General features: G+C 71.3%; 29 protein-coding genes and 1 tRNA gene. 16 read left to right on the plus strand and 14 right to left on the minus strand.

The window, feature by feature from the left end:
* The first annotated feature begins 15 nt into the window (after positions 1-15).
* Complete coding sequence (locus J2X63_RS12740) at positions 16-573, plus strand: pyridoxamine 5'-phosphate oxidase family protein (RefSeq protein ID WP_309977605.1); 558 nt, start codon at positions 16-18, stop codon at positions 571-573.
* Between the two features lie 46 nt (positions 574-619).
* Here the strand turns inward: J2X63_RS12740 and J2X63_RS12745 are convergent, their stop codons facing one another.
* Positions 620-1,933 carry a DUF4032 domain-containing protein gene (locus J2X63_RS12745; RefSeq protein WP_309977608.1) on the minus strand — a complete coding sequence of 438 codons (1,314 nt, stop codon included), beginning with the start codon at positions 1,931-1,933 and terminating at the stop codon, positions 620-622.
* 136 nt (positions 1,934-2,069) lie between these two features.
* Positions 2,070-3,170, minus strand: coding sequence for an ABC transporter ATP-binding protein (locus tag J2X63_RS12750; RefSeq protein WP_159604979.1), 1,101 nt, complete (start codon positions 3,168-3,170; stop codon positions 2,070-2,072).
* 271 nt (positions 3,171-3,441) lie between these two features.
* Between J2X63_RS12750 and J2X63_RS12755 the strand changes: the two genes are divergently transcribed.
* The 3 genes from J2X63_RS12755 to J2X63_RS12765 all read left to right on the plus strand — a co-directional run bounded on the left by J2X63_RS12755 (position 3,442) and on the right by J2X63_RS12765 (position 5,616).
* The gene (locus J2X63_RS12755; RefSeq protein WP_309977611.1) at positions 3,442-4,383 is read left to right on the plus strand and encodes a thioredoxin domain-containing protein; all 942 of its coding nucleotides are present in this window, start codon (positions 3,442-3,444) and stop codon (positions 4,381-4,383) included.
* An 82-nt stretch (positions 4,384-4,465) separates the two neighbouring features.
* A tRNA-Thr gene (locus J2X63_RS12760) sits at positions 4,466-4,538 on the plus strand.
* A 1-nt stretch (position 4,539) separates the two neighbouring features.
* Complete coding sequence (locus J2X63_RS12765) at positions 4,540-5,616, plus strand: DMT family transporter (protein ID WP_309977613.1); 1,077 nt, start codon at positions 4,540-4,542, stop codon at positions 5,614-5,616.
* On the opposite strand, the gene J2X63_RS12770 is transcribed toward J2X63_RS12765, so the two are convergent.
* Complete coding sequence (locus J2X63_RS12770) at positions 5,600-6,154, minus strand: nitroreductase family protein (RefSeq protein ID WP_309977616.1); 555 nt, start codon at positions 6,152-6,154, stop codon at positions 5,600-5,602. The two genes, J2X63_RS12765 and J2X63_RS12770, sit on opposite strands and share 17 nt — an antisense overlap.
* A gap of 3 nt (positions 6,155-6,157) precedes the next feature.
* Positions 6,158-6,559 carry a peptide-methionine (R)-S-oxide reductase MsrB gene (gene msrB / locus J2X63_RS12775; protein WP_309977618.1) on the minus strand — a complete coding sequence of 134 codons (402 nt, stop codon included), beginning with the start codon at positions 6,557-6,559 and terminating at the stop codon, positions 6,158-6,160.
* Between the two features lie 197 nt (positions 6,560-6,756).
* Between msrB and J2X63_RS12780 the strand changes: the two genes are divergently transcribed.
* The 5 genes from J2X63_RS12780 (at position 6,757) to groL (ending at position 10,997) form a co-directional block, all read left to right on the plus strand.
* The gene (locus J2X63_RS12780) at positions 6,757-7,056 is read left to right on the plus strand and encodes a DUF3263 domain-containing protein (protein ID WP_309977619.1); all 300 of its coding nucleotides are present in this window, start codon (positions 6,757-6,759) and stop codon (positions 7,054-7,056) included.
* A 31-nt stretch (positions 7,057-7,087) separates the two neighbouring features.
* Entirely contained in the window at positions 7,088-7,633 is a 546-nt protein-coding gene (locus J2X63_RS12785; protein WP_309977621.1) for a LytR C-terminal domain-containing protein, read from the plus strand.
* A 204-nt stretch (positions 7,634-7,837) separates the two neighbouring features.
* Entirely contained in the window at positions 7,838-8,041 is a 204-nt protein-coding gene (locus J2X63_RS12790) for a cold-shock protein (protein WP_309977623.1), read from the plus strand.
* 150 nt (positions 8,042-8,191) lie between these two features.
* Positions 8,192-9,247 carry a DUF3048 domain-containing protein gene (locus tag J2X63_RS12795; RefSeq protein ID WP_309977625.1) on the plus strand — a complete coding sequence of 352 codons (1,056 nt, stop codon included), beginning with the start codon at positions 8,192-8,194 and terminating at the stop codon, positions 9,245-9,247.
* A gap of 130 nt (positions 9,248-9,377) precedes the next feature.
* Entirely contained in the window at positions 9,378-10,997 is a 1,620-nt protein-coding gene (gene groL, locus J2X63_RS12800) for a chaperonin GroEL (RefSeq protein ID WP_309977627.1), read from the plus strand.
* Between the two features lie 125 nt (positions 10,998-11,122).
* Here the strand turns inward: groL and J2X63_RS12805 are convergent, their stop codons facing one another.
* The 4 genes from J2X63_RS12805 to J2X63_RS12820 all read right to left on the minus strand — a co-directional run bounded on the left by J2X63_RS12805 (position 11,123) and on the right by J2X63_RS12820 (position 14,876).
* Positions 11,123-11,413 carry a WXG100 family type VII secretion target gene (locus J2X63_RS12805; RefSeq protein WP_309977629.1) on the minus strand — a complete coding sequence of 97 codons (291 nt, stop codon included), beginning with the start codon at positions 11,411-11,413 and terminating at the stop codon, positions 11,123-11,125.
* Between the two features lie 137 nt (positions 11,414-11,550).
* The gene (locus J2X63_RS12810; protein WP_309977631.1) at positions 11,551-13,431 is read right to left on the minus strand and encodes an ATP-binding protein; all 1,881 of its coding nucleotides are present in this window, start codon (positions 13,429-13,431) and stop codon (positions 11,551-11,553) included.
* 31 nt (positions 13,432-13,462) lie between these two features.
* Complete coding sequence (locus J2X63_RS12815; RefSeq protein ID WP_056734571.1) at positions 13,463-14,155, minus strand: response regulator transcription factor; 693 nt, start codon at positions 14,153-14,155, stop codon at positions 13,463-13,465.
* Between the two features lie 40 nt (positions 14,156-14,195).
* Positions 14,196-14,876, minus strand: coding sequence for a helix-turn-helix domain-containing protein (locus tag J2X63_RS12820; RefSeq protein WP_309977634.1), 681 nt, complete (start codon positions 14,874-14,876; stop codon positions 14,196-14,198).
* 119 nt (positions 14,877-14,995) lie between these two features.
* On the opposite strand from J2X63_RS12820, the gene folE reads away from it, so the two are divergent.
* Genes folE through J2X63_RS12840 form a run of 4 tightly spaced genes read left to right on the plus strand, consistent with a single transcriptional unit; the run spans position 14,996 to position 18,540 of the window.
* Positions 14,996-15,628, plus strand: coding sequence for a GTP cyclohydrolase I (gene folE, locus J2X63_RS12825; protein ID WP_309977636.1), 633 nt, complete (start codon positions 14,996-14,998; stop codon positions 15,626-15,628).
* Positions 15,625-16,872, plus strand: coding sequence for an FAD-dependent oxidoreductase (locus J2X63_RS12830; RefSeq protein WP_309977638.1), 1,248 nt, complete (start codon positions 15,625-15,627; stop codon positions 16,870-16,872). The genes folE and J2X63_RS12830 overlap by 4 nt, the downstream gene beginning before the upstream one ends.
* Positions 16,873-16,909: 37 nt before the next feature.
* Positions 16,910-17,830 carry a dihydropteroate synthase gene (gene folP / locus J2X63_RS12835; protein ID WP_396133135.1) on the plus strand — a complete coding sequence of 307 codons (921 nt, stop codon included), beginning with the start codon at positions 16,910-16,912 and terminating at the stop codon, positions 17,828-17,830.
* Positions 17,827-18,540: a pyrimidine reductase family protein gene (locus J2X63_RS12840; protein WP_309977640.1), complete on the plus strand. Its 714-nt coding sequence runs from the start codon at positions 17,827-17,829 to the stop codon at positions 18,538-18,540. Before folP ends, J2X63_RS12840 begins: the two co-directional genes overlap by 4 nt.
* A 66-nt stretch (positions 18,541-18,606) precedes the next feature.
* Here J2X63_RS12840 and J2X63_RS12845 read toward each other — a convergent pair whose 3' ends face one another.
* The 4 genes from J2X63_RS12845 to J2X63_RS12860 form a co-directional block, all read right to left on the minus strand.
* Positions 18,607-19,203, minus strand: coding sequence for a dihydrofolate reductase family protein (locus tag J2X63_RS12845; protein ID WP_309977642.1), 597 nt, complete (start codon positions 19,201-19,203; stop codon positions 18,607-18,609).
* Between the two features lie 130 nt (positions 19,204-19,333).
* Entirely contained in the window at positions 19,334-20,974 is a 1,641-nt protein-coding gene (locus J2X63_RS12850) for a DNA repair helicase XPB (protein WP_309977644.1), read from the minus strand.
* A 64-nt stretch (positions 20,975-21,038) separates the two neighbouring features.
* A complete protein-coding gene (locus tag J2X63_RS12855) occupies positions 21,039-22,904 on the minus strand; it encodes a helicase-associated domain-containing protein (RefSeq protein WP_309977646.1) in 1,866 nt (621 codons plus the stop codon).
* 9 nt (positions 22,905-22,913) lie between these two features.
* Complete coding sequence (locus J2X63_RS12860) at positions 22,914-23,189, minus strand: multidrug ABC transporter ATPase (RefSeq protein WP_309977648.1); 276 nt, start codon at positions 23,187-23,189, stop codon at positions 22,914-22,916.
* A gap of 110 nt (positions 23,190-23,299) precedes the next feature.
* On the opposite strand from J2X63_RS12860, the gene J2X63_RS12865 reads away from it, so the two are divergent.
* Both J2X63_RS12865 and J2X63_RS12870 read left to right on the plus strand, forming a co-directional pair.
* On the plus strand, positions 23,300-23,680 hold the full coding sequence (locus J2X63_RS12865) for a cold-shock protein (protein WP_159603760.1): 381 nt from the start codon (positions 23,300-23,302) through the stop codon (positions 23,678-23,680).
* A complete protein-coding gene (locus tag J2X63_RS12870) occupies positions 23,673-24,440 on the plus strand; it encodes a DUF3027 domain-containing protein (RefSeq protein ID WP_309977652.1) in 768 nt (255 codons plus the stop codon). The genes J2X63_RS12865 and J2X63_RS12870 overlap by 8 nt, the downstream gene beginning before the upstream one ends.
* Here J2X63_RS12870 and J2X63_RS12875 read toward each other — a convergent pair.
* Both J2X63_RS12875 and serC read right to left on the minus strand, forming a co-directional pair.
* Entirely contained in the window at positions 24,416-24,682 is a 267-nt protein-coding gene (locus J2X63_RS12875) for a DUF2530 domain-containing protein (RefSeq protein ID WP_309977654.1), read from the minus strand. The two genes, J2X63_RS12870 and J2X63_RS12875, sit on opposite strands and share 25 nt — an antisense overlap.
* 6 nt (positions 24,683-24,688) lie before the next feature.
* On the minus strand, positions 24,689-25,804 hold the full coding sequence (serC, locus tag J2X63_RS12880; RefSeq protein ID WP_309977656.1) for a phosphoserine transaminase: 1,116 nt from the start codon (positions 25,802-25,804) through the stop codon (positions 24,689-24,691).
* A 69-nt stretch (positions 25,805-25,873) separates the two neighbouring features.
* Here serC and J2X63_RS12885 point away from each other — a divergent pair, with 69 nt between their 5' ends.
* Complete coding sequence (locus tag J2X63_RS12885; RefSeq protein ID WP_309977658.1) at positions 25,874-26,566, plus strand: metal-dependent transcriptional regulator; 693 nt, start codon at positions 25,874-25,876, stop codon at positions 26,564-26,566.
* Positions 26,567-26,630 lie beyond the last annotated feature (64 nt).

The raw sequence follows: 26,630 nt of genomic DNA on the forward strand, positions 1-26,630 counted from the left end.
CGTAGCGTCAGGGACATGACGCAGAACATCGACGAGCACCGAGACGACGACACGCGGCCGACCGACGCGCCAGGCACTGCCGAGACGCCGCCCGATCCCGCCGAGGAGCGCGAACGCATCGCGAAGCTCGTGACCGGCGCCGACACGGCGCTGCTCACCAGCCGAGGAGCCGACGGAACGCTGCACGCGCGCCCCCTCGCGGTGCTGCAGGACGACTTCGACGGCGTCATCCGGTTCCTCGTACAGGATCCGAGCGAGAAGACCCGCGAGATCATCGCGGATCCCGTCGTGAACGTGTCGTTCGCCTCGAAGAACGGCTACCTGTCGGTCGCGGGCCACGCGCGCGTGGTGCGCGACGACGCCCTCATCGACGAGCTGTGGAACCCGGCCGCCCAGGCGTGGTTCGAGCAGGGCCGCGAGGACCCGACGATCGCGGTGCTCGAGGTGACCGGCGACGGGGCCGAGTACTGGGCGAAGACGGAGCCGGGCGTGTTCTCGCTCGTGAAGGCGGCCGCGGCGATCTTCACGCGCAAGACGCCCGACATCGGGGAGAACCGCAGCGTCGCACTCTGAGCCGGGCTCAGGCGCCGGCCGGGCTCCGGCGCGGGCCGGGCCGGCCTCAGACCTTGAGGCGCCAGTCGTTCTCGTCGTCGGGGTCGACCACCGCGATGGCCGACGTCTCGGGAACGACCTCGATCGTCGAGGTCGAACCCGTGGGCGGCCCCAGCACGGTCGCCTCGTCACGACGGTGGCGGAGCACCTGGTTGACGTAGGACGTGACCGCCTCGGCGAGCGGGATGTCGTGCCCCGCCTGCTGCGCCATGAACCAGCGGTGCTCGAGGAGCTGGTGGAAGATCTCGGCCGGCTCGAGCTTGCCCCGCAGGTCGAGGGGGATCGCGCGCACGACGGGCTCGAACACGCGCATCAGCCACTCGTGGGCGACCATCTCCTCATCGAGGTCGGCCTTGCCGTAGGCGGCGCGATAGGAGTCGAGGTCGTTGAGCAGGCGACGTGCCTGGTTCTCGCCGGCATCGAGCCCGGTCAGGCGGAGCAGCCGACGCTGGTGGTGCCCCGCGTCGACGACCTTCGGCTGGATCCGCAGCGTCGTGCCCGTGTCGTCCGTGCGGATCGCGAGCTCCTCGATGTCGAAGCCGAGGTCGTTCAGGCGGTTCACGCGTTCGTTGATGCGCCAGCGTTCGGCGGTCGAGAACGACTCGGAGCCCGTGAGCTCCTTCCACAGGCTGCGGTACGCCTCGACGATGCCGTTGGAGATGCGCACCGGGTCGAGCTCGTCGGCGACGCGGCCACCCGCTTCGAGGTCGAGGAGCTCGCCGGCGATGTTCACCCGGGCGATCTCGAGGTCGTTCTCGCGCTGGCCGTTCGACAGGCCGCCCTCGTAGAGCTTGCCGGTCTCGGCGTCGACGAGGTAGGCCGCGAAGGCGCCCGCATCCCGCCGGAACAGGGTGTTCGACAGCGACACGTCGCCCCAGAAGAACCCGACGATGTGCAGTCGCACGAGCAGCACCGCGAGGGCGTCGATGAGCCGGGTCGCGGTGTCGGGCCGGAGCGTCTGGGAGAAGAGCGCGCGGTAGGGGAGGGAGAACCGGAGATGCCGGGTGACGAGCACCGGCTTCAGGGGCTCGCCCTCGGCATCCGTTCGGTTCGTGATGACCGCGACGGGCTCGACGCAGGGGATCTCGGTACGCTGCAGCAGTCGCAGCATCTCGTACTCGCCCTTGGCCATGTCGGCCGTGGTCTCCTTGATCGCCACGACATGGCCGCCCAGGTGGGCGAACCGCACGAGGTGGCGTGAGATGCCCTTCGGCAGCGCGGCGATGGTGTCGCTCGGCCAGGACTCCAGCGGGAGGTCCCAGGGGAGGTCGAGCAGTGCCGGATCGGCCATGGCCGAGGTGATCGAAAGTGAGCCGCTCATCGTGGTTCAGCGTAGTCGTCGGTGGTGGCGGCCGCAGACGGGGTGACGCCGGCCGCGGCCACGGCGAGGCCGGCCGGGGACACGGCGATGCCGGCCGGGCCGAAGCCCGACCGGCATCCCGGTGCTGCGTGGAACGTCAGGCGACGATCGGCTTCTTGCTGAGGCGGAGGCCCGACTCGGAGTCGAAGATGTGCACGTGGCCCGGCGTGGCGGTGAGGTACACGCGGTCGCCGGCGTTCGGGTGCACGCGGCCGTCGACGCGCGCGACGATGTCGGTGCGCTTGCCCTCGACCGTCGAGTGCCCGTAGAGGTAGCCGTCGGCGCCGAGCTCCTCGACGAGGTCGACGTCGACCGCGAGGCCCTCGCCCTCGTTCGGCGAGACGACGATGTCCTCGGGGCGCACGCCGATCGTGGCGACCTTGCTGCTCGCGTCGGCGAGCGCCTCACGCTCGACCGGCACGTTGGCGGTGCCGAACATGATCCCGCCCTCGACGAGGTCGGCGTGGAACAGGTTCATCGCAGGCGAGCCGATGAAGCCGGCCACGAACACGTTGTTCGGCGCCTCGTACAGGTCGCGCGGAGTGCCGACCTGCTGCAGGATGCCGTCCTTCAGGACCGCGATGCGGTCGCCCATGGTCAGGGCCTCGGTCTGGTCGTGGGTGACGTAGACCGTGGTGACGCCGAGACGGCGCTGCAGCGAGGCGATCTGGGTGCGGGTCTGCACGCGGAGCTTGGCGTCGAGGTTCGACAGCGGCTCGTCCATGAGGAACACCTGCGGCTGGCGCACGATCGCGCGGCCCATGGCGACGCGCTGACGCTGGCCGCCCGAGAGCGCCTTCGGCTTGCGAGCCAGGTAGGGCTCGAGGTCGAGCAGCTTCGCGGCCTCGAGGACGCGAGCGGCGCGCTCGTCCTTGCCGACGCCGGCGATCTTGAGCGCGAAGCCCATGTTCTCGGCGACGGTCATGTGGGGGTAGAGCGCGTAGTTCTGGAAGACCATCGCGATGTCGCGGTCCTTCGGCGGCACGTCGGTGACGTTGCGGTCGCCGATGAAGATGTTGCCCTCGTTGACCTCTTCGAGGCCGGCGAGCATGCGGAGCGACGTGGACTTGCCGCAACCGGAAGGGCCGACGAGGACGAGGAACTCGCCGTCTGCGACGTCCAGGTCGAGCTTGTCGACCGCCGGGCGGGTGCCACCGGGGTAGAGCCGGGTGGCCTTGTCGAACGTGACTGATGCCATGGTTCTTCTGTCTCCTTCACCGGCAGGTACGTGCCGGACGATCCGTAGTGAATGGAAGCGCGTCGACGTCGACGCCTCATCAGTATCGCATGCGCGCGGGGTGCGGCCGAATCGGGCCCCGACGCCTTGCGCTCGGCGCTCGGGTGATTCCCATGCCGGGAACGGCACGCATCCGGCATCCGCTTGGGTGATTCCCAGACATGCTTCCTACTATCGTGGGTGCGTTCGCATGCATACGCGCGCGCACCCACAGCGACCGGAGTGACCATCGATGACCTACGGCGGATCGAATCAGCCACGCCCATCCCGAAATGAACGCAGAGAGGCGGCCCGAGAGAAGGCCAGGCTTCTCCGCGAGGAGCAGAAGAAGCGGGAGCGCCGCAACAAGATCCTGATCCAGGGCGGCATCATCGTGGCGGTCGTCGCCATCGCCGCGCTCGTCGGCACCCTCATCTTCCAGAGCGTGAAGCCCGAGGGACCCGGTCCGCAGAACATGGCGAGCGACGGCATCCTGCTGACCGCCGGTGACGACGGCGGCATCGTCGCCGTCTCGACCCCGGCGCTCGCGGCGGGCGAGACGCCCACGCCGACCGTGCCCGACGACAGCGGCGAGGTCGCCAACATCGTCATCTACGTCGACTACCTGTGCCCCTTCTGCGGCCAGTTCGAGGCCACGAACTCGGAGTCGATGCGCACCATGGTCGAGTCGGGCGCCGCCACCCTCGAGGTGCACCCGATCGCGATCCTCACGAACAAGTCGGCAGGAACGCAGTACTCGCTGCGTGCCGCCAACGCGGCGGCGTGCGTCGCCGAGTCGTCGCCCGACTCGTTCTTCGACTACAACGCGATCCTCTTCGAGAACCAGCCCGAGGAGGGCTCCACCGGCCTCACCGACGACGAGCTCAAGTCGCTCGCCGAGGAGGTCGGGGTGAGCAACCAGTCGACGATCGAGAAGTGCATCGACGACGTGCAGTTCAAGGCCTGGGTCCAGGACTCGACGAACCGCGCCCTGACCGAGCCGATCCCGAACACCAACCCCGAGCTGCCCTCCGTCACCGGCACCCCGACGGTGCTCGTGAACGGCCAGCAGTACGGCGGCTCGCTCGACGACCCGCAGGAGTTCCAGGCGTTCGTGCTGCAGGCGACGAGCCAGACGTTCAACGACTCTGAGTCCACCCCCACGCCGACGCCCACGCCCACCCCGGCGCAGTAGTCGTCATCCGTCCGACCGCGAAGGCCCGGCCCGCGCCGGGCCTTCGTGCCGTCGGTAGGATGTCGGGGAGGCATCGCCTCTCGCCGGCTTGGCGCAATTGGTAGCGCACCGCTCTTGTAAAGCGGTGGTTGCGGGTTCGAGTCCCGCAGCCGGCTCTTGACCGAGAATCCCAGCACGGATGCCGCGGCGCCCGTCGCACCGTCCGAGCACCCGCATCGGCATGCCCACGTCGAACGGACGCGGTTGCCGATGTGGCTCGCGATCGTGTTCGCGCTCGCGTGCGGCGCGCTGACGGCGCTCCAGTCGCGCATCAACGGACAGCTCGCCCACGCGCTCGACGACCCGTTCACGGCGGCGGCGATCTCGTTCGGGAGCGGCCTCGTGATCCTCCTCGTCGTACTCGCGGCGTGGCGGCCGGGCCGTGTCGGCATCGGCCGGGTGGTCGTCGCGCTCCGCGAGCGCCGGATCGCCTGGTGGATGCTCTTCGGCGGCATCGCCGGCGCCTGGTTCGTGACGACCCAGGGCCTCTCGGTCGCGGTCGTCGGCGTGGCCCTCTTCACCGTGGCGATCGTGGCGGGCCAGACCCTCGGCGGCATCGTCTTCGACCTGCTCGGGCTCGGCCCCGGCGGCCGGCGTCCGCTCACCGTCACCCGAGTGGTCGGCGCCGTGCTGGCGCTCGCAGCCGTCGGCTGGGCGGTCTCGGCCCAGCTCGGCGGCGACGTGCCCGTGCTGCTGATGCTGCTGCCGTTCACCGCCGGCCTGGGGGCCGCCTGGCAGCAGGCCGTGAACGGGCGGGTGCGCAGCGCGGCCGAGAGCGCGCTGACGGCGACCGTCGGGAACTTCGCGGTCGGCACCGCGGCCCTCGTCGTCGTGATGCTCGTGCACGCGGCATCCGTCGGCTGGCCCGAGTCGATGCCCACCGAGCCGTGGCTGTACGCGGGCGGCGCGATCGGCTGCATCTTCATCGCCGGCCAGGCGGTGCTCGTGCGCATCGTGGGCGTGCTCGTGCTCGCGCTGTGCGGTGTCGCCGGGCAGCTCGCGGCGGCGCTGTCGCTCGACCTGCTCGCGCCGGCGGCCGGACGCCCGGTCGACGCCGCCACGATCGGCGGAACCCTGCTGGCGCTGGTGGCCGTGGTGATCGCGAGCGTCGGGTGGACGCGCCGGCGCCATGCGGCACCGCCCGGGCCGATGCACGACGCGGCACCCGCCGAAGGGGCTAGTCGAGCGTCGTGAGTCGCGCCGCGGCGAGGGGGTCGGTGCGACCCTCGGGCCGGCGCGCCTCCGTGCGGCCGCCGACATAGAGCCAGCCGAGCAGTCGCTCGTTCGGCGCCAGGCCGTGCATCGCGGCGACGAGCGGATGCCGCGTGAACGGGCCGGTGCGCCACATCACGCCCCACCCCGCGTCGTCGAGCAGCAGGCTCAAGAGGTGCGCGACGCCGGCCGCGGAGGCCTCCTGCTCCCACTCGGGCACCTTCGGGTGGTCGGGCGTCGTCACCGCGACCACCGCCAGGAGCAGTGGCGCGCGCAGGGGCTTTCCCGCGAGCTTCGCCGCGGCCTCGCCCTCGGCGCCGGCCGCAGCGGCAAGCGCGGCACCGAGCCGCTCACGCGCGGGTCCGCGCAACGCGATGACCCGCCACGGCCGGAGCGCGGCGTGGTCGGCGACTCGGCCCGCCGCGTCGAGCAGCGCGACGAGCGCCGCATCGTCGGGCGCGGCATCCGTCACCTTCGGCGACGACCGCCGGGCGAGGGCCGCGTCGAGCACCGACGCCACCCTTCAGGACTCCGCGGTGAAGTCGAGGGCGATCGAGTTCATGCAGTAACGGTCGCCGGTCGGCGTGCCGAATCCGTCGGGGAAGACGTGACCGAGGTGCGAGCCGCAGGCGGCGCAGCGCACCTCGGTGCGCACCATGCCGAGGGAGGTGTCCTCGATGAGCTGCACGGCCTCGGGCCGCACCGACTCGTAGAAGCTGGGCCAGCCGCAGCCGGAGTCGAACTTGGTGCCGCTCTTGAAGAGCTCGGCTCCGCAGGCCGCGCACGCATACACGCCCGCCCGCTCCTCGTCGAGCAGCTCGCCCGTCCACGGGCGCTCCGTCGCGGCCTCGCGCAGCACGGAGTAGCGCTCCTCGCCGAGCTCCGCGCGCCATTCCTCGTCGCTCTTGTTCACGCGGTACTCCACGCGTGCTCCTTCCGGTCGGGTGCCATGATGGCAGGCACCAATGCTCGCAGGTCTTCCTGCACGAGGTGCAACGCGTGACGGATGCCACGTGTTCCGGGCGCCCGGGATGCACACGCCGCGGTCGCTCGGCGTGCGCACGGCGGCGGTTCCCTAGGATGTGCTGCAACGGCGAGCGGCCGGGAGCGACGGGAGGACCCATGGGCGTTGAGCACGTGCCCTCCCGCGGCGACGGCGACGCCGTGCTCGACGACCGGGCGATCCGCGTGCTGGCCTTCGAGGGCCGTGCGTGGCAGCAGCCGGGCCTCAAGGCGCAGGCCATCCGCGACGAGTTCGGCATCTCCGCCGCCCGGTACTATCGGATCCTCGGAGAGCTCATCGATTCACCCGCTGCGCTCCGTCACGACCCGATGCTCGTCAAGCGCCTGCAACGGATGCGTGAGGCGCGCGCAGCGATGCGAGCCCGTCGCTCGCTCTCGATCGGCCGCGCGCTCGACTGAGCGCGGCCCCCGACCCCGACGACTGGACCTCATGGCGCAGAAGTTCCCCCGCGATCGTTTCGACTCCATTCCGCACGGCATCGAGCGGGTCGGAGCGCACCGCGCGCCCGCGCGGCGCGGCGCCGGCTGGGTGGCGTTCGGCTGGGCCGCGCTCGTCACCGTCGTGCTTGTCGCGGTCGGCATCGGCGGCGTCGTGCTCTTCAACGACCGGCTGAACTTCGGCGACACCGGCGTGGCCACGCCCACACCCACCCCCGCGGTGACCGCGCCGCCGACGGTCGCTCCCGACATCCCCGTCACGGTGCTGAACGGCACGACGACCGCCGGCCTCGCCGCCCGGGCGGCCGAGACGTTGACGGCCGCGGGCATCCCCGTCGGCACGACCGCCAACGCGAGTGAGAACGACCTGACCGAGACGGTCGTCTACTACGCCACCCCCGATCTCGAGGGCGCCGCTCGCGGTGTCGCCGCCGCGATCCCCGAGGCCGACGTGCGCCTCTCCGAGCAGTTCGCCCAGATCGGCACCCCGCTCGTGCTCGTGGTCGGATCCGACTACGCGACGGCCACCGGCGGGTGATCCGCAGCGAATCGTTGCCATTCCGCGACATTTTCTTGCGCCGAACCCCTTGTGCCGCGAAACCACGTCGTTAGTATCTGGAATTGGTCGCTCTCTCCCGTGTCACGCCCGGCGCCGCCTCGGTGCCATGCCGGCACGTTCCGAGGGCCCCGGTACAGGCGACAGGCACGTGCTGATCGACGAACGGCAACATGGGAGCAACGCATGGCGAACGGAACCGTGAAGTGGTTCAACGCTGAAAAGGGTTATGGATTCATCACCGTCGACGACGGGGGCCAGGACGTGTTCGTCCACTACTCCGCGATCGACATGTCCGGCTACAAGGTGCTCGAAGAGGGCCAGCAGGTCGTCTTCGAGGTCGGCACGGGGTCCAAGGGGCCGCAGGCCGAGGGCGTGCGTCCCGCCTAGCCCGAGAGCTCGAACGCGCCGCCGGCTCGCCGGCGGCGCGTTCCTCGTCGTCCTCCCGACGCGCGTGGCCTGACGGCGCGACTCGTCGCCGGACGAGATCCGGGCGCGCCGGGGCGCTCCTCGCGTGCGGCGCATCGGTAGCATGACCGCATGGCGTGGCCCGCTCGCTCGGCCGCCGCGTTCCGTGGTGCAGCGCTCACCGTGGTCGCGGTCTCCGTCCTGCTCGTCACCGGATGCAGCGGCCCGCCGGTCCTCGTGCCGGTGGCGACGCCCTCGCCGACCGCTCGACCGGCCGGCGACAGCGGACCGCCGGTCACCGTCGCGTTCAGCCCGCTGCGGGGCACGCGACTCGAGGAGCCGGCGGCGCCGCATCCGTCGATCGCCGTCAAGATCGACAACCATGAGGAGGCGCGTCCGCAGATCGCCCTCAACCGGAGCGACATCGCGTTCGAGGAGCTCGTCGAGGGCGGGCTCACCCGGTACCTCGTGGTCTGGCATTCCGACGTGCCCGAGTCCGTCGGCCCGGTGCGATCGGTGCGCCCCATGGACCCCGACATCGCCTCGCCGTTCGGCGGTATCATGTCGTACTCGGGCGGGCAGGAGCAGTTCGTCGAGATGATGATGGCGACGCCCCTCGTCAACATCGTCTTCGACTTCGACGACACCGGGCTCTTCGAGCGCGCCGATGAGCGCCCGAGTCCGCACGACGTCATCCTCGCCGCCGCCGAGGCGGTCTCGCGCAACGCCTCGCTCGCGCCGCCGCCCGTGCAGTTCTCCTACGGGACGAGGGATCCCCTCGCCGCACCGGCACTCGCCGCGACGCCGACCTCGCGCATCGACCTCGTCTTCTCGGAGGCGCGATTCCCGTCGTGGGAGTGGGACGCGACCTCCGGCGCATGGCTCCGTTCCCAGGAGGGGGCACCCGACTCCGAGGCATCGGGCGACCGGGTGCGCGCGACCAACGTCGTCACCCTGCGGGTCGGCATCGACTGGAGCTACGGCGAGGTGCCGCGCACGGTCATGGTGGGCTCGGGCGAGGCATGGGCCTCGGTCGCCGGCAGGACGGTGCACGGGACGTGGACGAAGGATGCCGCGGCCGCGCCGATCGTCCTCACGGCCGACGACGGCAGCCGGATCCGGCTCGCGCCGGGCAACACGTGGGTCGAGCTCGTGCCCGACGAGGGCTCGGCGACGTTCGTGCCCTGAGCCGCGGCGCGCGGCATCCGTGCTCGCTTGCACTCGTGACGGTCGAGTGCCAGAATCGTCTTAGCACTCACTCGATTTGAGTGCTAACCAACGAATCTTTGAGACGTCCGAGAAGGGACGAGAGACACACATGGCAAAGATCATTGCTTTCAACGAGGAGGCCCGCCGCGGGCTCGAGCGTGGACTCAACCAGCTCGCCGACGCGGTCAAGGTGACCCTCGGCCCGCGCGGTCGCAACGTCGTGCTCGAGAAGAAGTGGGGCGCCCCCACGATCACGAACGACGGCGTGTCGATCGCCAAGGAGATCGAGCTCGACGACCCGTACGAGAAGATCGGCGCCGAGCTCGTCAAGGAGGTCGCCAAGAAGACCGATGACGTCGCCGGCGACGGCACCACGACCTCGGTCGTGCTCGCCCAGGCGCTCGTGCGCGAGGGCCTCCGCAACGTGGCCGCAGGCGCCGACCCCATCTCGCTGAAGCGCGGCATCGAGAAGGCCGTCGCGGCCGTCTCCGAGGAGCTCCTCGCCGCTGCGAAGGAGATCGAGACCAAGGAAGAGATCGCCGCGACCGCGTCGATCTCCGCCGCCGACCCCCAGATCGGCGAGATCATCGCCGAGGCGATCGACAAGGTCGGCAAGGAGGGCGTCGTCACCGTCGAGGAGTCGAACACCTTCGGCACCGAGCTGGAGCTGACCGAGGGCATGCGCTTCGACAAGGGCTACCTGTCGGCGTACTTCGTCACGGACCCCGAGCGCCAGGAGGCGGTCTTCGAGGACCCGTACATCCTCATCGTCAACAGCAAGGTCTCGAACATCAAGGACCTGCTCCCCATCGTCGACAAGGTCATCCAGACCGGCAAGCAGCTCCTCATCATCGCTGAGGACGTCGACGGCGAGGCGCTCGCGACCCTGATCGTGAACAAGATCCGCGGCATCTTCAAGTCGGTCGCCGTGAAGGCTCCCGGCTTCGGCGACCGTCGCAAGGCGCAGCTGCAGGACATCGCGATCCTCACCGGCGGCCAGGTCATCTCCGAGGAGGTCGGCCTCAAGCTCGAGAACGTCACCCTCGATCTGCTCGGCCAGGCCCGCAAGGTCGTCATCACCAAGGACGAGACGACCATCGTCGAGGGCGCGGGCGACCCCGAGGCCATCGCCGGCCGCGTGGCGCAGATCCGTGCCGAGATCGAGAACACCGACTCGGACTACGACCGCGAGAAGCTCCAGGAGCGCCTCGCGAAGCTCGCCGGCGGCGTCGCCGTCATCAAGGCGGGCGCGGCCACCGAGGTCGAGCTCAAGGAGCGCAAGCACCGCATCGAGGACGCCGTCCGCAACGCGAAGGCCGCCGTCGAGGAGGGCATCGTCGCCGGTGGTGGCGTGGCCCTCATCCAGGCCGGCGCGAAGGCGTTCGCGAAGCTCTCGCTCACGGGCGACGAGGCGACCGGCGCGAACATCGTCAAGGTCGCCATCGAGGCGCCGCTCAAGCAGATCGCACTCAACGCGGGCCTCGAGCCCGGCGTCGTGGCGAACCGCGTCGCGGAGCTGCCCGACGGCCACGGCCTCAACGCCGCGACCGGCGAGTACGGCGACCTGCTCGCGCAGGGCATCATCGACCCCGCCAAGGTGACGCGTTCGGCGCTGCAGAATGCCGCATCGATCGCCGGCCTCTTCCTCACCACGGAGGCCGTCGTCGCCGAGAAGCCCGAGAAGAACCCGGTTCCGGCCGGCGACCCCACGGGCGGCATGGACTTCTAGTCCGAATCGATCCACGGCCCGCGGGCCCGATCAACGCGAAGGGCGTCTCCTCCGGGAGACGCCCTTCGTCGTGCGCGGGAGCCGTGCGGCGGTGCCCCCTGCGCGCGTCGCCCCGCCCGTCGCGGTCAGCGCAGGAACAGCCTCGCGTTGGCCTGCTCCGCGTCGGCGTACTGCGTGGCGGCCATGCCGAGCGCCTGGTTGAGGTGCGCGAGGCTCTGCTCGACCTGCAGCTGCGTGGCCCGCCAGTCGGAGACGGCGCCCTGGAACGCCGTGGCGGCCTGCCCCGACCACGACGACTGCAGCCCGGTCAGCTGGCCGAGGAGCGACGACACCTCCGCCTGGATGCGGCCGATGGTGCCCTGGACGGTCTGCGTCGCCGCGGAGACCTGTGCGGCGTCGACGTGATACGTGGTCATGGAAGTGCGTCCTCTCGGTCGGTGTGCGTACCACGGTAGGGGCCGCCCGAGCCCGGCGGACGGCGCGGGAACGGGCACGCCGAGGCATCCGATCGCCCTCGGCTGGTGAGGACGAGTCGTCGAGGAACCGCGCGGCGTCAGCCGGCGGTGACCGACTGCGGAGCCGCGGCCGAGCCCGCGAGCGGGAGGGAGACGCGGAACGTCGCGCCGCCGCCGGGCGTCTCCACCACGTCCACCGTGCCGTTGTGCGCGGCCACGATGGACGAGACGATGGCGAGCCCGAGGCCCGAGCCGCCGGTCTCGCGGGTGCGCGACGTGTCGGCGCGCCAGAAGCGCTGGAAGATCTTCTCGCGGATCTGCGGCGGGATGCCCTCGCCGTGATCGATGACCTCGATCATCGCGCGTTCGGCGGGATCGTCGATCGACACGCGGATGTCGATCGGGCTGTCGTCGGACGTGAACCGGATGGCGTTCGCCATGAGGTTCGTGATGACCTGCCGGATCTTGTTCTCCTCGGCGAGCACCACCGCGCGCCGCACCGGTGCGGTCACCACGGCGCCGCCCTGGGCGGACCGACTCGTCGCCTCCGCGGGCGAGGCGGAAGCCGTCGACCGGCCCGTGCCGGACGCCATGGCGGCGGTCTCCGCGACCGTTGCGGACGCGGCATCCGTCGCCGCAGCACGAGATCGCGCCGACTGCCGGCGCGACCCGCCGGATGCCGAGCCGGTGGACTTCGGGCCACCCGGTCGTCGCGGGGCTCCGGCGTGCGTCACCTCGCCGCGTGGTCGACGGCCCCGAAGCCGCGCGAGGGTCGCGCCGGCGAAGGAGATGGCGCCGGTCGCCGGTCGCTCGGCCTCGAGCTCCACCTCGAGCTCGGGCGCCGGAGTCGCGGCATCCGTGGTGCCGAGCTCCTCGGGCGCGATCACTGTCACCGTGCGGGCGGGGTTCGCCGCCATCGCGTCGAGCGCGGCATCGCGCGCGAGCGGCACCAGGTCGACCTCGGCGAGCTCGAGCGGCTTGGCCTCATCGAGCCGGGCCAGGGCCAGGAGGTCCTCGACCAGGCCGCCCATGCGGATGGCCTCCTTCTCGATGCGGTCCATGGCCTGCGCGACCTCTTCGGGGCTCTGCAGGGCGCCCATGCGGTAGAGCTCCGCGTAGCCGCGCACCGAGACGAGGGGCGTGCGCAGCTCATGCGAGGCGTCGCCGACGAAGCGGCGCATCTGCTCGATGGTGCGTGCGCGGTCCCGGAACGCGCGGTCGATGCGGTTGAGCATCGTGTTGAGCGAGCGGTTGAGCCGGCCGACCTCGGTGTTGGGCGTGGCCCCGCCGAGGCGCTGGCTGAAGTCGCCGTCGGCGATCGCGGCGGCCGTGCGCTCCACCTCGCGCAGCGGCGTGAACGTCGAGGTCACGAGCATGCGGGTCAGCAGGGCGCCGATGAGGACGACGCCGAGCCCGAAGCCCAGGAAGATGGTGAGGTAGACGGCGAGCAGCTGCTCGGTCGCCTTCGACGACACGGCGATGATGATCGGCGCGTAGGTGCCGTGCTGGTCGGCCGTCATGAGCGCGGCCACGGCCCGGAAGGTCGAGTTGCCGTCGGAGTCCCGCAACGGGAACACCTGGTAGCCGCCGGCGTTCTTCTCGTTGACCATCGCGGGCGTCAGCATGGCGGGCAGCTGCGGCAGCTCGGCGCGGTCGCGGTCGCCCCAGTTGTGCGCCCACTTGCCCGTCTGCTCGTCGTAGACGGCGACGAACACGTCTTCGGCGGGCCGGAACGCGAGGTCGTCGAGGTTGGTGCCCGGATCGGCGTCGCCGCCCTCGTCGGTGAAGTACTTCATGAGGTCGCCCGAAGCGATGGCCGCGAGCTTGCCCTTCGTCTGCTCCTCGACGTAGGAGCGGAGCATGGCGGCCGTGCCGATGCCGGAGACGAGCAGCCCGAGGGTCAGCATCAGGACCGTCACACCCGTGATCTTGGTGCGCAGGGAGATGCGGTTCCACCGCTCGTTGATCGTCTGATGCATGGCTGCCCGAGTCTAGGCGGCGAAGCCTGAGTCAGGGCTTGGAGGACTTCAGCATGTACCCGAATCCCCGCTTCGTCTGGATCAGCGGCTCGTTCGAGTGCTGGTCGAGCTTGCGGCGGAGGTAGGAGATGTAGCTCTCGACGATGCCGGCGTCCCCGTTGAAGTCGTACTCCCACACGTGGTCGAGGATCTGGGCCTTCGAGAGCACGCGGTTCGGGTTCAGCATGAGGTAGCGGAGCAGCTTGAACTCGGTGGGGGAGAGTTCGACGGGCACGTCGCCGACGAGCACCTCGTGAGTGTCCTGGTCCATGGTCAACTCGCCGGTGCGGATGACCGCGTCCTCCTCGGCGTGCATGGTGCGCCGCAGGATCGCCTTGATGCGCGCCACGATCTCGTCGAGGCTGAACGGCTTGGTGACGTAGTCGTCGCCGCCGACCGTGAGGCCGGTGATCTTGTCCTCGGTGTCGTCCTTCGCGGTGAGGAACAGGATGGGGGCGGTGTAGCCCGCCGAGCGGAGTCGCTTGGTGACGCCGAACCCGTTCATGTCGGGCAGCATGACGTCGAGGATGATCAGGTCGGGCTCCTCCTCGAGCACGGCCGAGATGGTCTGCGCGCCGTTGCCGACGGCGCGCACGGCAAAGCCGGCGAACCGGAGGCTCGTGGTGAGGAGATCGCGGATATTGGGCTCGTCATCGACGATGAGAATGCGTGGTCCATCGCTCATGGGGTCATTCTCTTGACGTTCGCTGTGATCTGCCTGTGAGTCACTTGGATGCTACGGATGCCGCGGAGATCCGCAGGCAGCATCCGCCGGCGCCGGGGTCGAGGTGCACCCGACCGGCGTCATCGCCGACCTCCTGCGCCATGGCGCAGACCAGGGCGTGGTTGAGGTCGCAGACGACCTCGGGATGCTGCGCCGCGAGCTTGTGGAAGGGGCAGGTGCCGAGCACGGTGTCCCCGCCGTCGGGCCGGGGTTCGAACCCCGATCGCTCGAGGGCGACGTCGAGCGCCGGTGCGCCGAGGGCGAGGCGACGGCCGGCACGATCGGCCGCGTCGTGCAGCGCGGCTTTCGGAGAGGCGCCCGTCATCGCCTGCTGGATGGCGTCGGCCATGACGCCGCCGGCGACGGCGTACAGGCGCCGGGGCAGGTCGAGCGCGAACTCCCGGTCGCTGCGCCGGTAGAGCTTCGACGGCCGCCCCGCCCCCGGCCCGGAGCGGCCGTTGAGGCGGCGGAACTCCACGGCGAGGAGGCCCGCTGCGGCCAGGCGTTCGAGGTGGAACGCGGCGGTGGACCGAGGCAGGTCGAGCTCGCGGGCGACGACGTCTCGACTGACGGCCTCGTCGTGCTCGACGACGGCGGCGTAGACGCGTCGCCGCAGCGGATCGGCCAGGACCGCCGCCGCCGACCAGCGGTCGTCGTCGGAGCCGCCGCCTTGGGATGCCATGATCCGCAGCCTACTCTAAAAACAGGAAGCATTGACAGAAGAATGCCGTCGACCTAGCGTCGGTGGAAAGCGCGGAATGGGCCGCCCGGCCCCGCCGAACGAGACGCTGGAGGTGCTGCATGAGCCCCGATGGAACGCCCGCCCTCGTGCCGCTGCACGCCGTCGCCGACGACGAGGCGCCCCCGATCGACCGCGATCGCGCGCAGCGCGCGATGGCCGACCTGCTCGCCGCCCTCGGCCAGGACCTCGGGTCGCCGCACCTCGCCGACACGCCGCGGCGCGCGACCGACGCGCTCATCGAACTGCTGTCGCCCGAGCCCTTCCGGGTCACCACGTTCCCGAACGACGAGGGATACGGCGACCTCGTGCTCCTCACCGAGATCCCGTTCCACTCGCTCTGCGAGCACCACCTGCTCCCGTTCCGCGGCGTCGCCCACGTCGGCTACCTGCCGGGGGACCGCCTGGTCGGCCTGTCGAAGCTCGCGCGGATCGTCGAGCACGTGTCGAGGGCGCTCCAGGTGCAGGAGCGGATGACGGAGCAGATCGCCGAGTGGCTCGACGTCGAGCTCGCCCCGCGCGGCGTGGGCGTCGTGCTCGAGGCCGAACACCTCTGCATGTCACTGCGCGGGCCACGTATCGTGGGCAGCGTGACCACGACGAGCAGGTTCTCCGGACTCCTCACCGAGGATCCGCGCCTCCGACAGGCATTCGAGTCGCGGTGCGCGACCCGGGGAACGGGGCGGGCCTCATGAACGGCGAGCGGAGCATCCTGATCATCGGCGGCGGCCTGGCAGGCGCTCGCGCGGCGGAGGGGGCGCGGGCGGCGGGCTACGACGGGCTGGTGCGCCTCGTCGCGGCGGAGGACGAGATGCCGTACATCCGTCCACCGCTCTCGAAGGAGTTCCTGAACGGCGGCGGCTCCCGCGACGACCTCGACGTGCATCCCGCGGAATGGTACCCCGAGCACCGGGTCGACGTGCTCCGCGGCATCCGTGCCACCGCGCTCGACGTCGGGGGACACCGGGTGCGGCTCGACGACGGCCGTGACCTCGGCTACGACCGCCTGCTGCTCGCGACCGGGTCGGAGCCGCGTCGGTGGCCGGGCGCGGGCGCCGACCTCGCCGGCGTCCACACCCTGCGTACGGTGGGCGACTCGGTGGCGCTCCGCGAGCTGCTCTCGCCCGGGGGTCGTCGCATCGCGCTCATCGGCAGCGGTTGGATCGGGCTCGAGGTCGCGGCGGCCGCGCGCGGCTACGGCAACGACGTCACGGTCGTCGCGCCCGACGCGGTGCCGCTCGAGGGAGCGATCGGCCGCGCAGCGGGCGAGGTGTTCGCGCGCCTGCACCGCGACCACGGGGTCGACCTCCGCATGTCGACGAAGGTCCACGGGATCGCCGGCGATGACGGCCGCGCGACCGGCGTGGCACTCGAGGGCGGCGAGGTGGTGCCCGCAGATGCGGTGATCGTCGCCATCGGCGCCTCGCCCGCGACCGCACTCGCCGAGGCGGCCGGCATCGAGGTCGACGACGGCGTCATGACGGATGCCGCGTTCCGCACGAGCGCTGAGGACGTCTTCGCCGTGGGCGACGTCGCGAACGTGTACCAGCCCTTCCTCGGCCGGCACCTGCGCACGGAGCATTGGGCGACCGCGGAGCACCACGGCCCCGCGGCCGGCCGCTCGATGGCCGGCGAGCACGTCGAGTTCGACGAGCCGCCCTACTTCTACACGGACCAGTACGATCTCGGCATGGAGTTCTCGGGCTACGGTCCTCTCATGGCGGGCGTCGAGCCCGTGTTCCGCGGCGACGTGCCGGGGCGCGAGTTCATCGCCTTCTGGCTGGCAGACGACCGGGTCGTCGCAGGCATGAACGTCAACGTCTGGGACGTCAACGAGCAGGTGCAGCAGCTCATCCGCTCACGGGCCCGCATCGATGGCGCCCGGATCGTCGACCCGGCCGTGCCCCTCGAGCGCCTCGTCGCCGAGGCGACGGCATGACCTCCCCCTGCCGCGCGAGCGCCGCCCAGGTCACCGCGTGAGCGGCCCGCTCGGCTGGGTCGAGCCCGCGTTCGCCCATCCGGTGCGTCGCATCGCGGGTCGCGAGGTCGACTTCCGACGTTCCATCGCCGTGATGGCCGTGGTCAACCGCACCCCCGACTCGTTCTACGACCGCGGCGCGACCTTCGGCCTCGACGCCGCCGTCGACGCCGGCAAGCGCGCCATCGCGCAGGGCGCCGCGTGGATCGACATCGGCGGCGCGAAGTTCGGGCCGGGTCCCGCGATCCCCGTCGGCGAGGAGATCGATCGCGTGGTGCCGGTCGTGGCGGCGCTCGCGGGTGCGGGGGCCGCGCTCTCCGTCGACACGTTCCACGCCGAGGTCGCCGCCGCGGCCATCGCCGCCGGCGCCGACGTCATCAACGACACCACGGGCGTGCACGATCCGGCGATCGCGGAGGTGGTCGCGGCATCCGCTGCCACGCTCGTCATCACGCACAGCCGTGCCGAACCCCGCCAGTGGTTCCCGCGGCCCGAGTACGACGACGTCGTGGGCGAGGTCGCCGCGTTCCTCGAGGAGCGCACCGCACTCGCCGTCGCGCACGGCGTGCCCGAGGAGCGGATCGTGCTCGACCCGGGGCACGACCTGAACAAGAACACACGCCACAGCCTCGAGCTGACCCGACGGTTCGGCGAGCTCACACGGCTCGGGTTCCCGCTCGTCGCCGCGGTGTCGAACAAGGACTTCATCGGCGAGACGCTCGACCGCGCGCGCGACGCTCGACTCGCCGGTTCCCTCGCGGCGGCGGTCTTCTGCGTCACCCAGGGCGCCCGCATCCTGCGCATGCACAACGTCGCCGAATCGGTCGACGCGGCGCGGATGATCGAGGCCGTCATGGGATGGCGCGAACCGACCCATCTCAGGCACAACATGGGCGACGGCCCGAACGAGGAGCCATGACCGCGCCGACGAGGGAAGAGCTCCTCGAGGCCTACGCGATCGCCGACCGCGAGATGCCCGCGGTGCGGATGAACTTCGTCACCAGCCTCGACGGGGCGGTGACCCTCGAGGGGCGAAGCGGGAGCCTCGGCGACGAGCACGACCGCCTCGCCATGCAGGTGCTGCGCACGCTCGCCGACGTGGTGCTGGTCGGCGCGGGCACGGTGCGGGTCGAGGGATACGGCGGCCTGCAGGTCGGCGAAGCGGATGCCGCGTGGCGGCGGTCGCGCGGGCTCCCGCCGCAGCCCCGGCTGGCCGTGGTCTCGTCGCGTCTCGACCTCGGTCCCGAGCATCCGGTGTTCGCGCGCGCGGTGGAGCGGCCGATCGTCGTGACGCGCGACGCGGCGCCCGCCGACCGACGCGACGCGCTCGCCGAGGTCGCCGATGTGCTGGTGTGCGGCGACGACACCGTCGACCTCGCGGCGATGCTCGACGCCTTCGCCCGCCTCGGCCTGCGGCAGGTGCTCTGCGAGGGCGGCCCGCACCTGTTCGGCTCGCTGGTCGAGTCGGATCTCGTCGACGAGCTCTGCCTCAGCCTGAGTCCGCTCCTGGTCGCGGGCGGCGCCGGCCGCATCGTGCGCGGGGCGCCCGAGGTCGAGCAACGGATGCGGCTCGTGCATGCGATCCCCGCCGGCGACCTGCTGCTGCTGCGGTACTCACGGGCGCGCTGACTCGGTCGAACGCGCGCGCGTGACGCGGTCGAACGCTCCGCGTCGAGCGAGCCCGGCGGCCGCGGGTCAGCGCACCGGCCGGTACGCGAGGTGCGTGACGAGCGAGGTCCCCCGTGACGAGACCTGCTCGAACGCCGCCGGCGGCACCCCGTCGAAGAGGCGAGGGCCCGCCCCGATGATCGTGGGCGTCACGTGCACGCGGACCTCGTCGACGAGCCCGGCGGCGAGGAACTGGTTGACCGTCGCGGCGCCACCGACGATCACGACGTCGCGGTCGCCGGCGGCCGCCCTGGCCCGCTCGAGCGCCGAGTGGAGTCCCGCCGTCACGAAGTGGAACGTGGTGCCGCCCGCCATCGCGAGGTCGGGTCGTTCCCGGTGCGCGAGGACGAACACCGGCGCGTGGTAGAGCGGCTCGTCGCCCCACCACCCGCTCCAGTCGAGGTCCCACTCGCCCCGGTCGGGGCCGAACATGTTGCGCCCCATGATGAAGGCGCCGGCGTCGAGCATGGCGTCGAACTCGTCCCGGTTCTCCGCGCCGTCCTCGATCATCCAGTCGTAGAGGCGGTTGTGCTCGATCCTCCCGAAGGGCAGGTCGCGGGTCTGGCCGGGTCCGGCCATGTAGCCGTCCATCGAGACGGCGACGTCGCAGACGACGTTGGACATGGGTGTCTCCTCCCTGCAAAACCGATTGCGAAGTGCAATCGGTATGTCCAGAGGGTAGCCACTCCGCTTGCAGTCTGCAATCGGTTTTTCGCCCATGCCGGAGACATGGCGGTTCGCACGGGTGCGGTGGTTACGCCGCGAGCCCGTGCGCGTCGAGGATCGTGTAGCTGTAGCCCTGCTCGGCCAGGAACCGCTGTCGGTTCTGCGCGAAGTCCTGGTCGACGGTGTCGCGGGCGACGAGGGTGTAGAAGTTCGCCGAGAGTCCCGACTCCTTCGGCCGCAGCAGGCGGCCGAGGCGCTGGGCCTCCTCCTGGCGCGAGCCGAACGAGCCCGACACCTGGATCGCCACGGTCGCCTCGGGGAGGTCGACCGAGAAGTTCGCGACCTTCGACACGACGAGCACCGGGGTGCGCCCGTCACGGAACTCCTGGAAGAGCCGCTCTCGCTCGTCGACCGGCGTCGCGCCCGTGAGCTGCGGGGCGCCGAGGGTCTCGGCGAGCTCGTCGATCTGGTCGAGGTACTGGCCGATCACGAGGATCCGCTCGCCGGCGTGCTTCGCCACGAGCTCCTTCACCACGCCGAGCTTCGCGGGTGCGGTCGCCGCGAGCCGGTACCGCTCGTCGTCGGCGGATGCCGCGTACGCGAGCCGCTCCGACTGGGGCAGGTCGATGCGCACCTCGTAGCAGGCCGCGGGGGAGATGAAGCCCTGCGCCTCGATCTCCTTCCACGGCGCGTCGAACCGCTTGGGACCGATGAGGGAGAACACGTCGCCCTCCCGCCCGTCCTCACGCACGAGCGTCGCGGTGAGGCCGAGGCGACGGCGCGCCTGCAGCTCGGCGGTGAGCTTGAAGACGGGCGCGGGCAGCAGGTGCACCTCGTCATAGACGACGAGGCCCCAGTCGAGCGCGTCGAGCAGCGCCAGATGGGCGTACTCGCCCTTCCGCTTCGCGGTGAGGATCTGGTACGTGGCGATGGTGACGGGCTTGACCTCCTTCACCTGCCCCGAGTACTCGCCGATCTCCTCGGCGGTGAGGCTCGTGCGCTTCAGCAGTTCGTCGCGCCACTGCCTGGCCGACACCGTGTTGGTCACGAGGATGAGCGTGGTGGTCTTCGCCGTGGCCATGGCGCCGGCGCCGACGAGGGTCTTGCCCGCGCCGCACGGCAGCACGACCACGCCCGAGCCGCCGTCGAAGAAGTTGTCGACGGCCTTCTGCTGGTAGTCGCGCAGGTGCCAGCTCGTCTGGTCGAGGTCGATCGGATGCGGCGTGCCGGGCGTGTACCCGGCGAGGTCCTCGGCCGGCCAGCCCAGCTTCACGAGCTCCTGCTTGAGGGCGCCGCGCGCCCACGCCGCGACGAGGAAGCTCTCGTCATCGATCCGCTCGGTGAGCAGCGGCGCGATGCGCTTGGCGTTCGCCACCTCGGTGAGCACGGCGATGTCGGTGGAGTACAGGCGCAGGGCGCCGTCGTCGGTGCGGTCGACGATGAGCCGGCCGTAGCGGCCGACGGTCTCGCGCATGTCGACGGCCACGGTCTGCGGCACGGGGAACTTGGCGTACCGCTCGAGCGTGCCGAGCATGTCCTCGGCTCCGTGGCCGGCGGCGCGGGCGTTCCACAGCCCGAGACGGGTGATGCGATAGGTGTGCACGTGCTCGGGGGCGCGCTCGAGCTCGGCGAAGACCGCGAGGTCGTGCCGCGCGTCCTCCGCGAGCGGATGGGCGACTTCGAGGAGCACGGTGCGGTCGCTCTGCACGATGAGTGGGCCGTCTGACATAGCGTTCGAGTCTACGCCCGCTTCGGGGGACGACGGCCGCCACGCGGCATCCGTCGCCCGCGCCTCAGACGTTGGTGGGCGCCGGGGAGACCGCGGCGATCGCGGAGAGGGGCAGCGTGCGCTCGATGTCGGCCTTGCGATCGCGGGCGCGGAGTCGTCCGTTCGCGACGCTCGCGGGAGCGAGCAGGTAGTCGGCGGTCTGGCCCCCTGGCATGCGCACGGTGACGGTGAGGGTCTCCTTCGCGCGGGCCGCGGCCTCGAGCTGGCGGGCGAGCCACGCCTGCTCGGTGGCGCCGGCGTCGCCGGTCGCGAGCACGCGGTCGAGCAGGGCGGCGACCGGGTCGGTCTTCGGCGGCGGCGGGGGTGCCGTGGCGAGGCGGTGCCGACGCAGCCGGATGATCTCGCCGTTCCCGTCTTCGGCGGCCACCGGATACCTCGCATCGGACAGCGCCCAGAACACGACGTCGGGCGTGAACCGGGAGAGGAGCCGGTGCGGGCCGGTCTGGCGCAGCCCGATCGACGACAGCGACTGGTCGACCGCGAGCGTGCGCACGAGCTGCTCGTCATCGGAGCGGATCGCGGCGCGCGCCGGCGCATCGGCATCGTCGGCAGCGGCCACGCGCACCGAGCCGAACCGCGACGCCGCTTCTCCCACGAGATAGGCGAGCGGCTGCGGGATGCCGGTCAGCGACAGGCCGTGCAGGAACGCGAGGATCGACTCCGACGTCTCGCCCGCCGCGAGCCCCCGGTTCACGGATGCCGCGCTCACGCGATAGGTCGATGCGAGGTCGCGGCCCTCGACGTCGGCGAAGCCCCTCAGCCTCGCGTCGAGCGCGGGCTCGAGCGGACCGGGCGACACGATGGAGAGGTCGTGCTGCACGTAGACCTTGTCGACCTGTGCGGGGAAGTGCGCGGCGAGCAGCCGCGCGGCGCGATCGATGTCGCCGGCGAGCACGAGCCGACCGGTCTCGACGGGTTCGCCCGCGACGGCGAGGCCGAGCGACTCGGCGTCGCCGACGAGGCGGTCGAGGCCCTCCTCGATCCAGCGGCCACCGGCCGGGTAGAACCAGTGCACATCGTCGCGAAGGTCGGTCGCCGTGAGGTGCTCGCTGCGGCGCGCGACGAGCTCGCGGAGCGGAGCGGGCACGCGGTCGCGCCAGCACTGCGCGAGCCGGCGCCACCGGGCTGCTGCGCTCTGCTGCGTCCACTCCGCACCGAGGTCGGACTCGAGCCAGAACGCGCCGTCGCGCACCACCAGGCCCGCCTCGTCGGCGCGGTGGAAGAGGCGGGGCAGCGCCTCGAGGGCGATGCCGCTGGACTCGGCGAGGCGCTTCGAGTCGGGCAGCGCGAGCCCGCCCTTCGCGAGCTCCCGCGCGGGCTGGAGCCCCAGTTCGGCGAGCAGTTCGGCGGTCGCGGCGACGGTGGCGTAGGCCGCCTCGGCGGCGTGGCGCTCGAGCAGGCTGCGGTCGACCTGGTCGACGCTCACGAGCACGGGAGGCGCCGGTGCCGCGAGGTCGGCCGCCGTCGGGATGTCCCTGGGCGTGTGCGCGGCCAGTCGTGCCGAGACCGCGGTGGGCACGTGGACGCGCTTCGGGGTCTCGACGACCAGGAGGAGCGTGCCCAGCCGCGCCAGCAGGGCCGGCGCGGCATCCGCCAGTTCGTCGGATGCCCCGAGCTCGACGAGCTGGTCGTGCACCGACGCCGCCGTGGCGTCGCCGTGCTCGTCGGCGACGGCCGATGCGGCGGCGAGCACCGCGAGGTGGCGGCGATCGAGCCGGCTCAGCGCGTGGTCGATCGAGTCAGGGGCGAGCAGCACCTCGGCAAGGTCGAAGAGGTCGCGCACGCCCACGGGGTCGAACTCGCGCGACTGCAACGCCGACGCGAGATCTGTTCGCGACAGCTCGCGGAGACGTGCGGCGAGCTCCAGCACGGCGGCGGGTCAGCTCGATCCGGTGCGACCGGCGCGCGATCGTCGCACGCCGTTCACGATGAGGAGCGCGATGAGCAGGAGGAAGGCGATCGGCAGCCCGAACAGCGGCAGCGTGAGCACCAGGGGCCAGACGCCTTGGCTGAAGCCGTCGTCGGCTCCTGCGCCGTTGGCGGTGCCGATCATGACCGCGATGAACGCGAGGATCGAGATGGCCACGATGGCGACGAACATGTAGGCGAGGATGCGCTCGGCACGGTGCTGGGTGATGGGGCCTGAGTCGCTCACCTCACCAGAATAGGGCAGCGGGCGGACGCAGGGCTCCCGGGCTTCTAGACTGGACCGAGGACGGAAGCCCGATTCGGCCCGTCCATCCCCACGCGAGCGAGGTTCACACGATGCCCACCGGCAAGGTCAAGTTCTACGACGAGGAGAAGGGGTTCGGCTTCATCAGCTCCGATGACGGCCAGGAGGTCTTCCTCCACGCATCCGCTCTTCCCGCCGGCGCGACCGTGCGTGCGGGCACCCGTCTGGAGTTCGGCGTCGCTCAGGGCAAGCGCGGGGCGCAGGCGCTCTCGGTGCGGGTGCTCGAGGCGCCGGTCAGCCTCGCGAAGATCAATCGCAAGCCCGCCGACGACATGGCCATCATCGTGGAGGACGTCGTGAAGGTGCTCGACGGCATCGGCGCAGACCTCCGGCGCGGCCGCTACCCCGACAAGTCGAAGTCGCGCACGGTCGCGGCGGTGCTGCGCAAGGTCGCAGACGATCTCGATGCCTGAGCAGCAGGGGCCCGTCGACGAGGTCGACGCCACCCCGATCGACCAGCCGGCGGATGCCGCGCCCGTGTCGACCGATGAGCCGGCGGATGCCGTGGCGGTGACCCTCGACGAGCCTGCGGATGTCGCTGTGCCGGTGTTCGAGCCCGACGTGATCCTCCTCGACGCCGTCGACCTCGCCCGTCGTGCGCTCCTCGAGGTGACCCCGCCCGAGACCGTCGGATCCGTCATCGGGCACGTCGCCGAGGGCGAGCACGTGCTCACCATGCTGTTCGCTGCCGACCTCGCGGGCTACCCGGGGTGGCGGTGGAGTGTCACGATCGCCCGGGTCGACGACGGCGAGCCGACGGTGCTCGAGACCGAGCTGATGCCCGGCGACACCGCGCTCCTGGCGCCCGAGTGGATCCCGTGGTCCGAGCGGCTCGCCGACTACCGCGCGGCACAGCAGGCGGCTGCGGCCGCCGCCGCGGAGGCCGCCGGTTCGGACGACGAGCACGACGATGAGGAGCACGACGACGGCGACGACGAGCACGACGACGACTTCGACGAGGACGACGACCTCGACGAGGACGACGACTCGGATCTCGACGAGGACGACGACTCGGATCTCGACGATGACGACGATGCGGAACTCGACGCGGCGTTCGGGCACGACGACGGCGACGACGAGTTCGACGGCATCGACATCGACGCCCTCGACGAATCAGGCGACGACGAGCCGACCGAGGGTGACGAGGGTCAGCTGGCCGAGCCGGTCTCCTGACGGGCGATCCGCCGACGGATCACCTGCACGACCACCAGCCCCACGAGTCCCAGCACGACGCCGGTGACGCACGCCCAGACGAGCCAGCCCAGGTCGGCCGCCTCGAGCTGGGCACGGAACACCAGGGTGACGACGAGGGCCACGAGCCATGAGACCGTGCCCGCCAGCACGGCCTTGCGTGCGTCGGCCCGCGCCGGCGCCGGATCGGGGCGCCGCTCGGAGTCGTTCAGCCAGAGTCGCACCGGACCTCAGCCCAGTCGCTCGAGCACGTAGTCGATCGACGACGTCAGCGCGCGCACGTCGTCGGGCTCGATCGCCGTGAAGGTGGCGACGCGCAGCTGGTTGCGTCCGAGCTTGCGGTAGGGCTCGGTGTCGACGATGCCGTTCTCGCGGAGCACCGACGCGATGCGCGCGGCATCCGTCGACTCGTCGAAGTCGATCGTGACGACGACCTGCGAGCGGTCGGCGGGTTCGGCCACGAAGGGCGTGGTCACCTCGGTGCGCTCGGCCCAGTCGTAGAGCGCCGACGAGGAATCGCGGGTGCGGGCATCGGCCCAGGCGAGGCCGCCCGAGCCGTTCATCCACTCGAGCTGGTTCTCGAGGAGGAGCAGGGTCGCGAGCGCCGGGGTGTTGAGCGTCTGGTCGAGCCGCGAGTTGTCGACGGCGTTCTTCAACGAGAGGAACTCGGGGATGTAACGGCCGCTCGCGGCGATGCGCTCCACCCGCTCGATCGCGGCGGGGGAGAAGAGCGCGAACCAGAGCCCTCCGTCGGAGGCGAAGTTCTTCTGCGGCGCGAAGTAGTAGACGTCGAACTCGGCCGGGTCGACGGCGACGCCGCCCGCGGCGCTCGTCGCGTCGATCACGGTCAGCGCACCGTCGTCGCCCTCGACGCGGGTCACCGGGGCCATGACGCCGGTCGACGTCTCGTTGTGCGGCCAGGCGTACACGTCGACGCCCTCGACCGCCTCGGGATTCGATCGGCCGCCCGGCGCGGCCTTGCGCACGTCGGGCGCCTCGAGCCAGGGCGCCGCGGCGGCGCCGGCGAACTTCTGGCCGAACTCGCCGAAGGCGCAGAGCTGCGCGCGCCGCTCGATGAGGCCGGATGCCGCGGCGTCCCAGAACGCGGTCGAGCCGCCGTTGCCGAGCACCACCTCGTACCCGTCGGGCAGGTCGAACAGTTCGGAGATGCCCTGGCGCACCCGGCCGACGAGCTGCTTCACGGGCGCCTGCCGATGCGAGGTCCCGAGGAGCCGCGGGCCCTCGGCGGCGAGATGCGCCAGCTGCTCGGGGCGGACCTTGGACGGACCGCAGCCGAACCGACCGTCGGCGGGCAGGAGGTCACTGGGGATGACGAGGCTGGGCATGCGCACGAGTCTAGCGAGGGGGCGGCGGCCGCTAGGCTGGATGACGGGCTGCGACAGGGAGGGCTTCTGGTGACGGATCTCATCGACACGACGGAGATGTACCTCCGCACCATCCTCGATCTCGAGGAGGAGGACATCGTGCCCCTCCGTGCACGCATCTCCGAGCGCCTCGGTCACTCCGGGCCCACCGTCTCGCAGACCGTCGCCCGCATGGAGCGCGACGGGCTCGTCGTCGTGTCGGGCGACCGCCACCTCGAGCTGACCCCCGACGGGCGAAGCAAGGCCGTGCACGTGATGCGCAAGCACCGCCTGGCCGAGCGCCTCCTCGCCGACGTGATCGGCCTCGAGTGGGAGTACGTCCACGACGAGGCATGCCGGTGGGAGCATGTCATGAGCGAGCAGGTCGAGCGCCGCCTGATCGAGCTGCTCGGCGGGCCCCGCGAGTCGCCGTACGGCAATCCCATCCCGGGTCTCGAAGAGCTGGGCCTTCCCGCAGCCGATCCGTTCATGCAGGGCGTGGTGCGCGTGCTCGACGCGGTCTCCGCGAGCGACGAGCCGGTGCGCGGCGTCGTGCGCCGCCTCGGAGAGCCCGTGCAGTTCGATCCCGAGCTGCTCGCCCAGCTCAAGCACGCCGGCGTGATGCCGGGCGCACGTGCCTCGTTCAGCGCGGCCGGGCCGTACATCCTGGTCGAGGTCGACGGCGTCGACGGTGGTCTCGAACTGCCGAGCGAGGTCGCCGGTCACATCTTCGTCGGAGAATAATCCCTGATCACGGCCACTCCGTGATCAGAATGTGACATTCGACCAACCCTCGCGTATCCTCGAT

It is taken from the genome of Agromyces sp. 3263 (assembly GCF_031456545.1).
In the GTDB taxonomy this organism is placed as follows: domain Bacteria; phylum Actinomycetota; class Actinomycetes; order Actinomycetales; family Microbacteriaceae; genus Agromyces.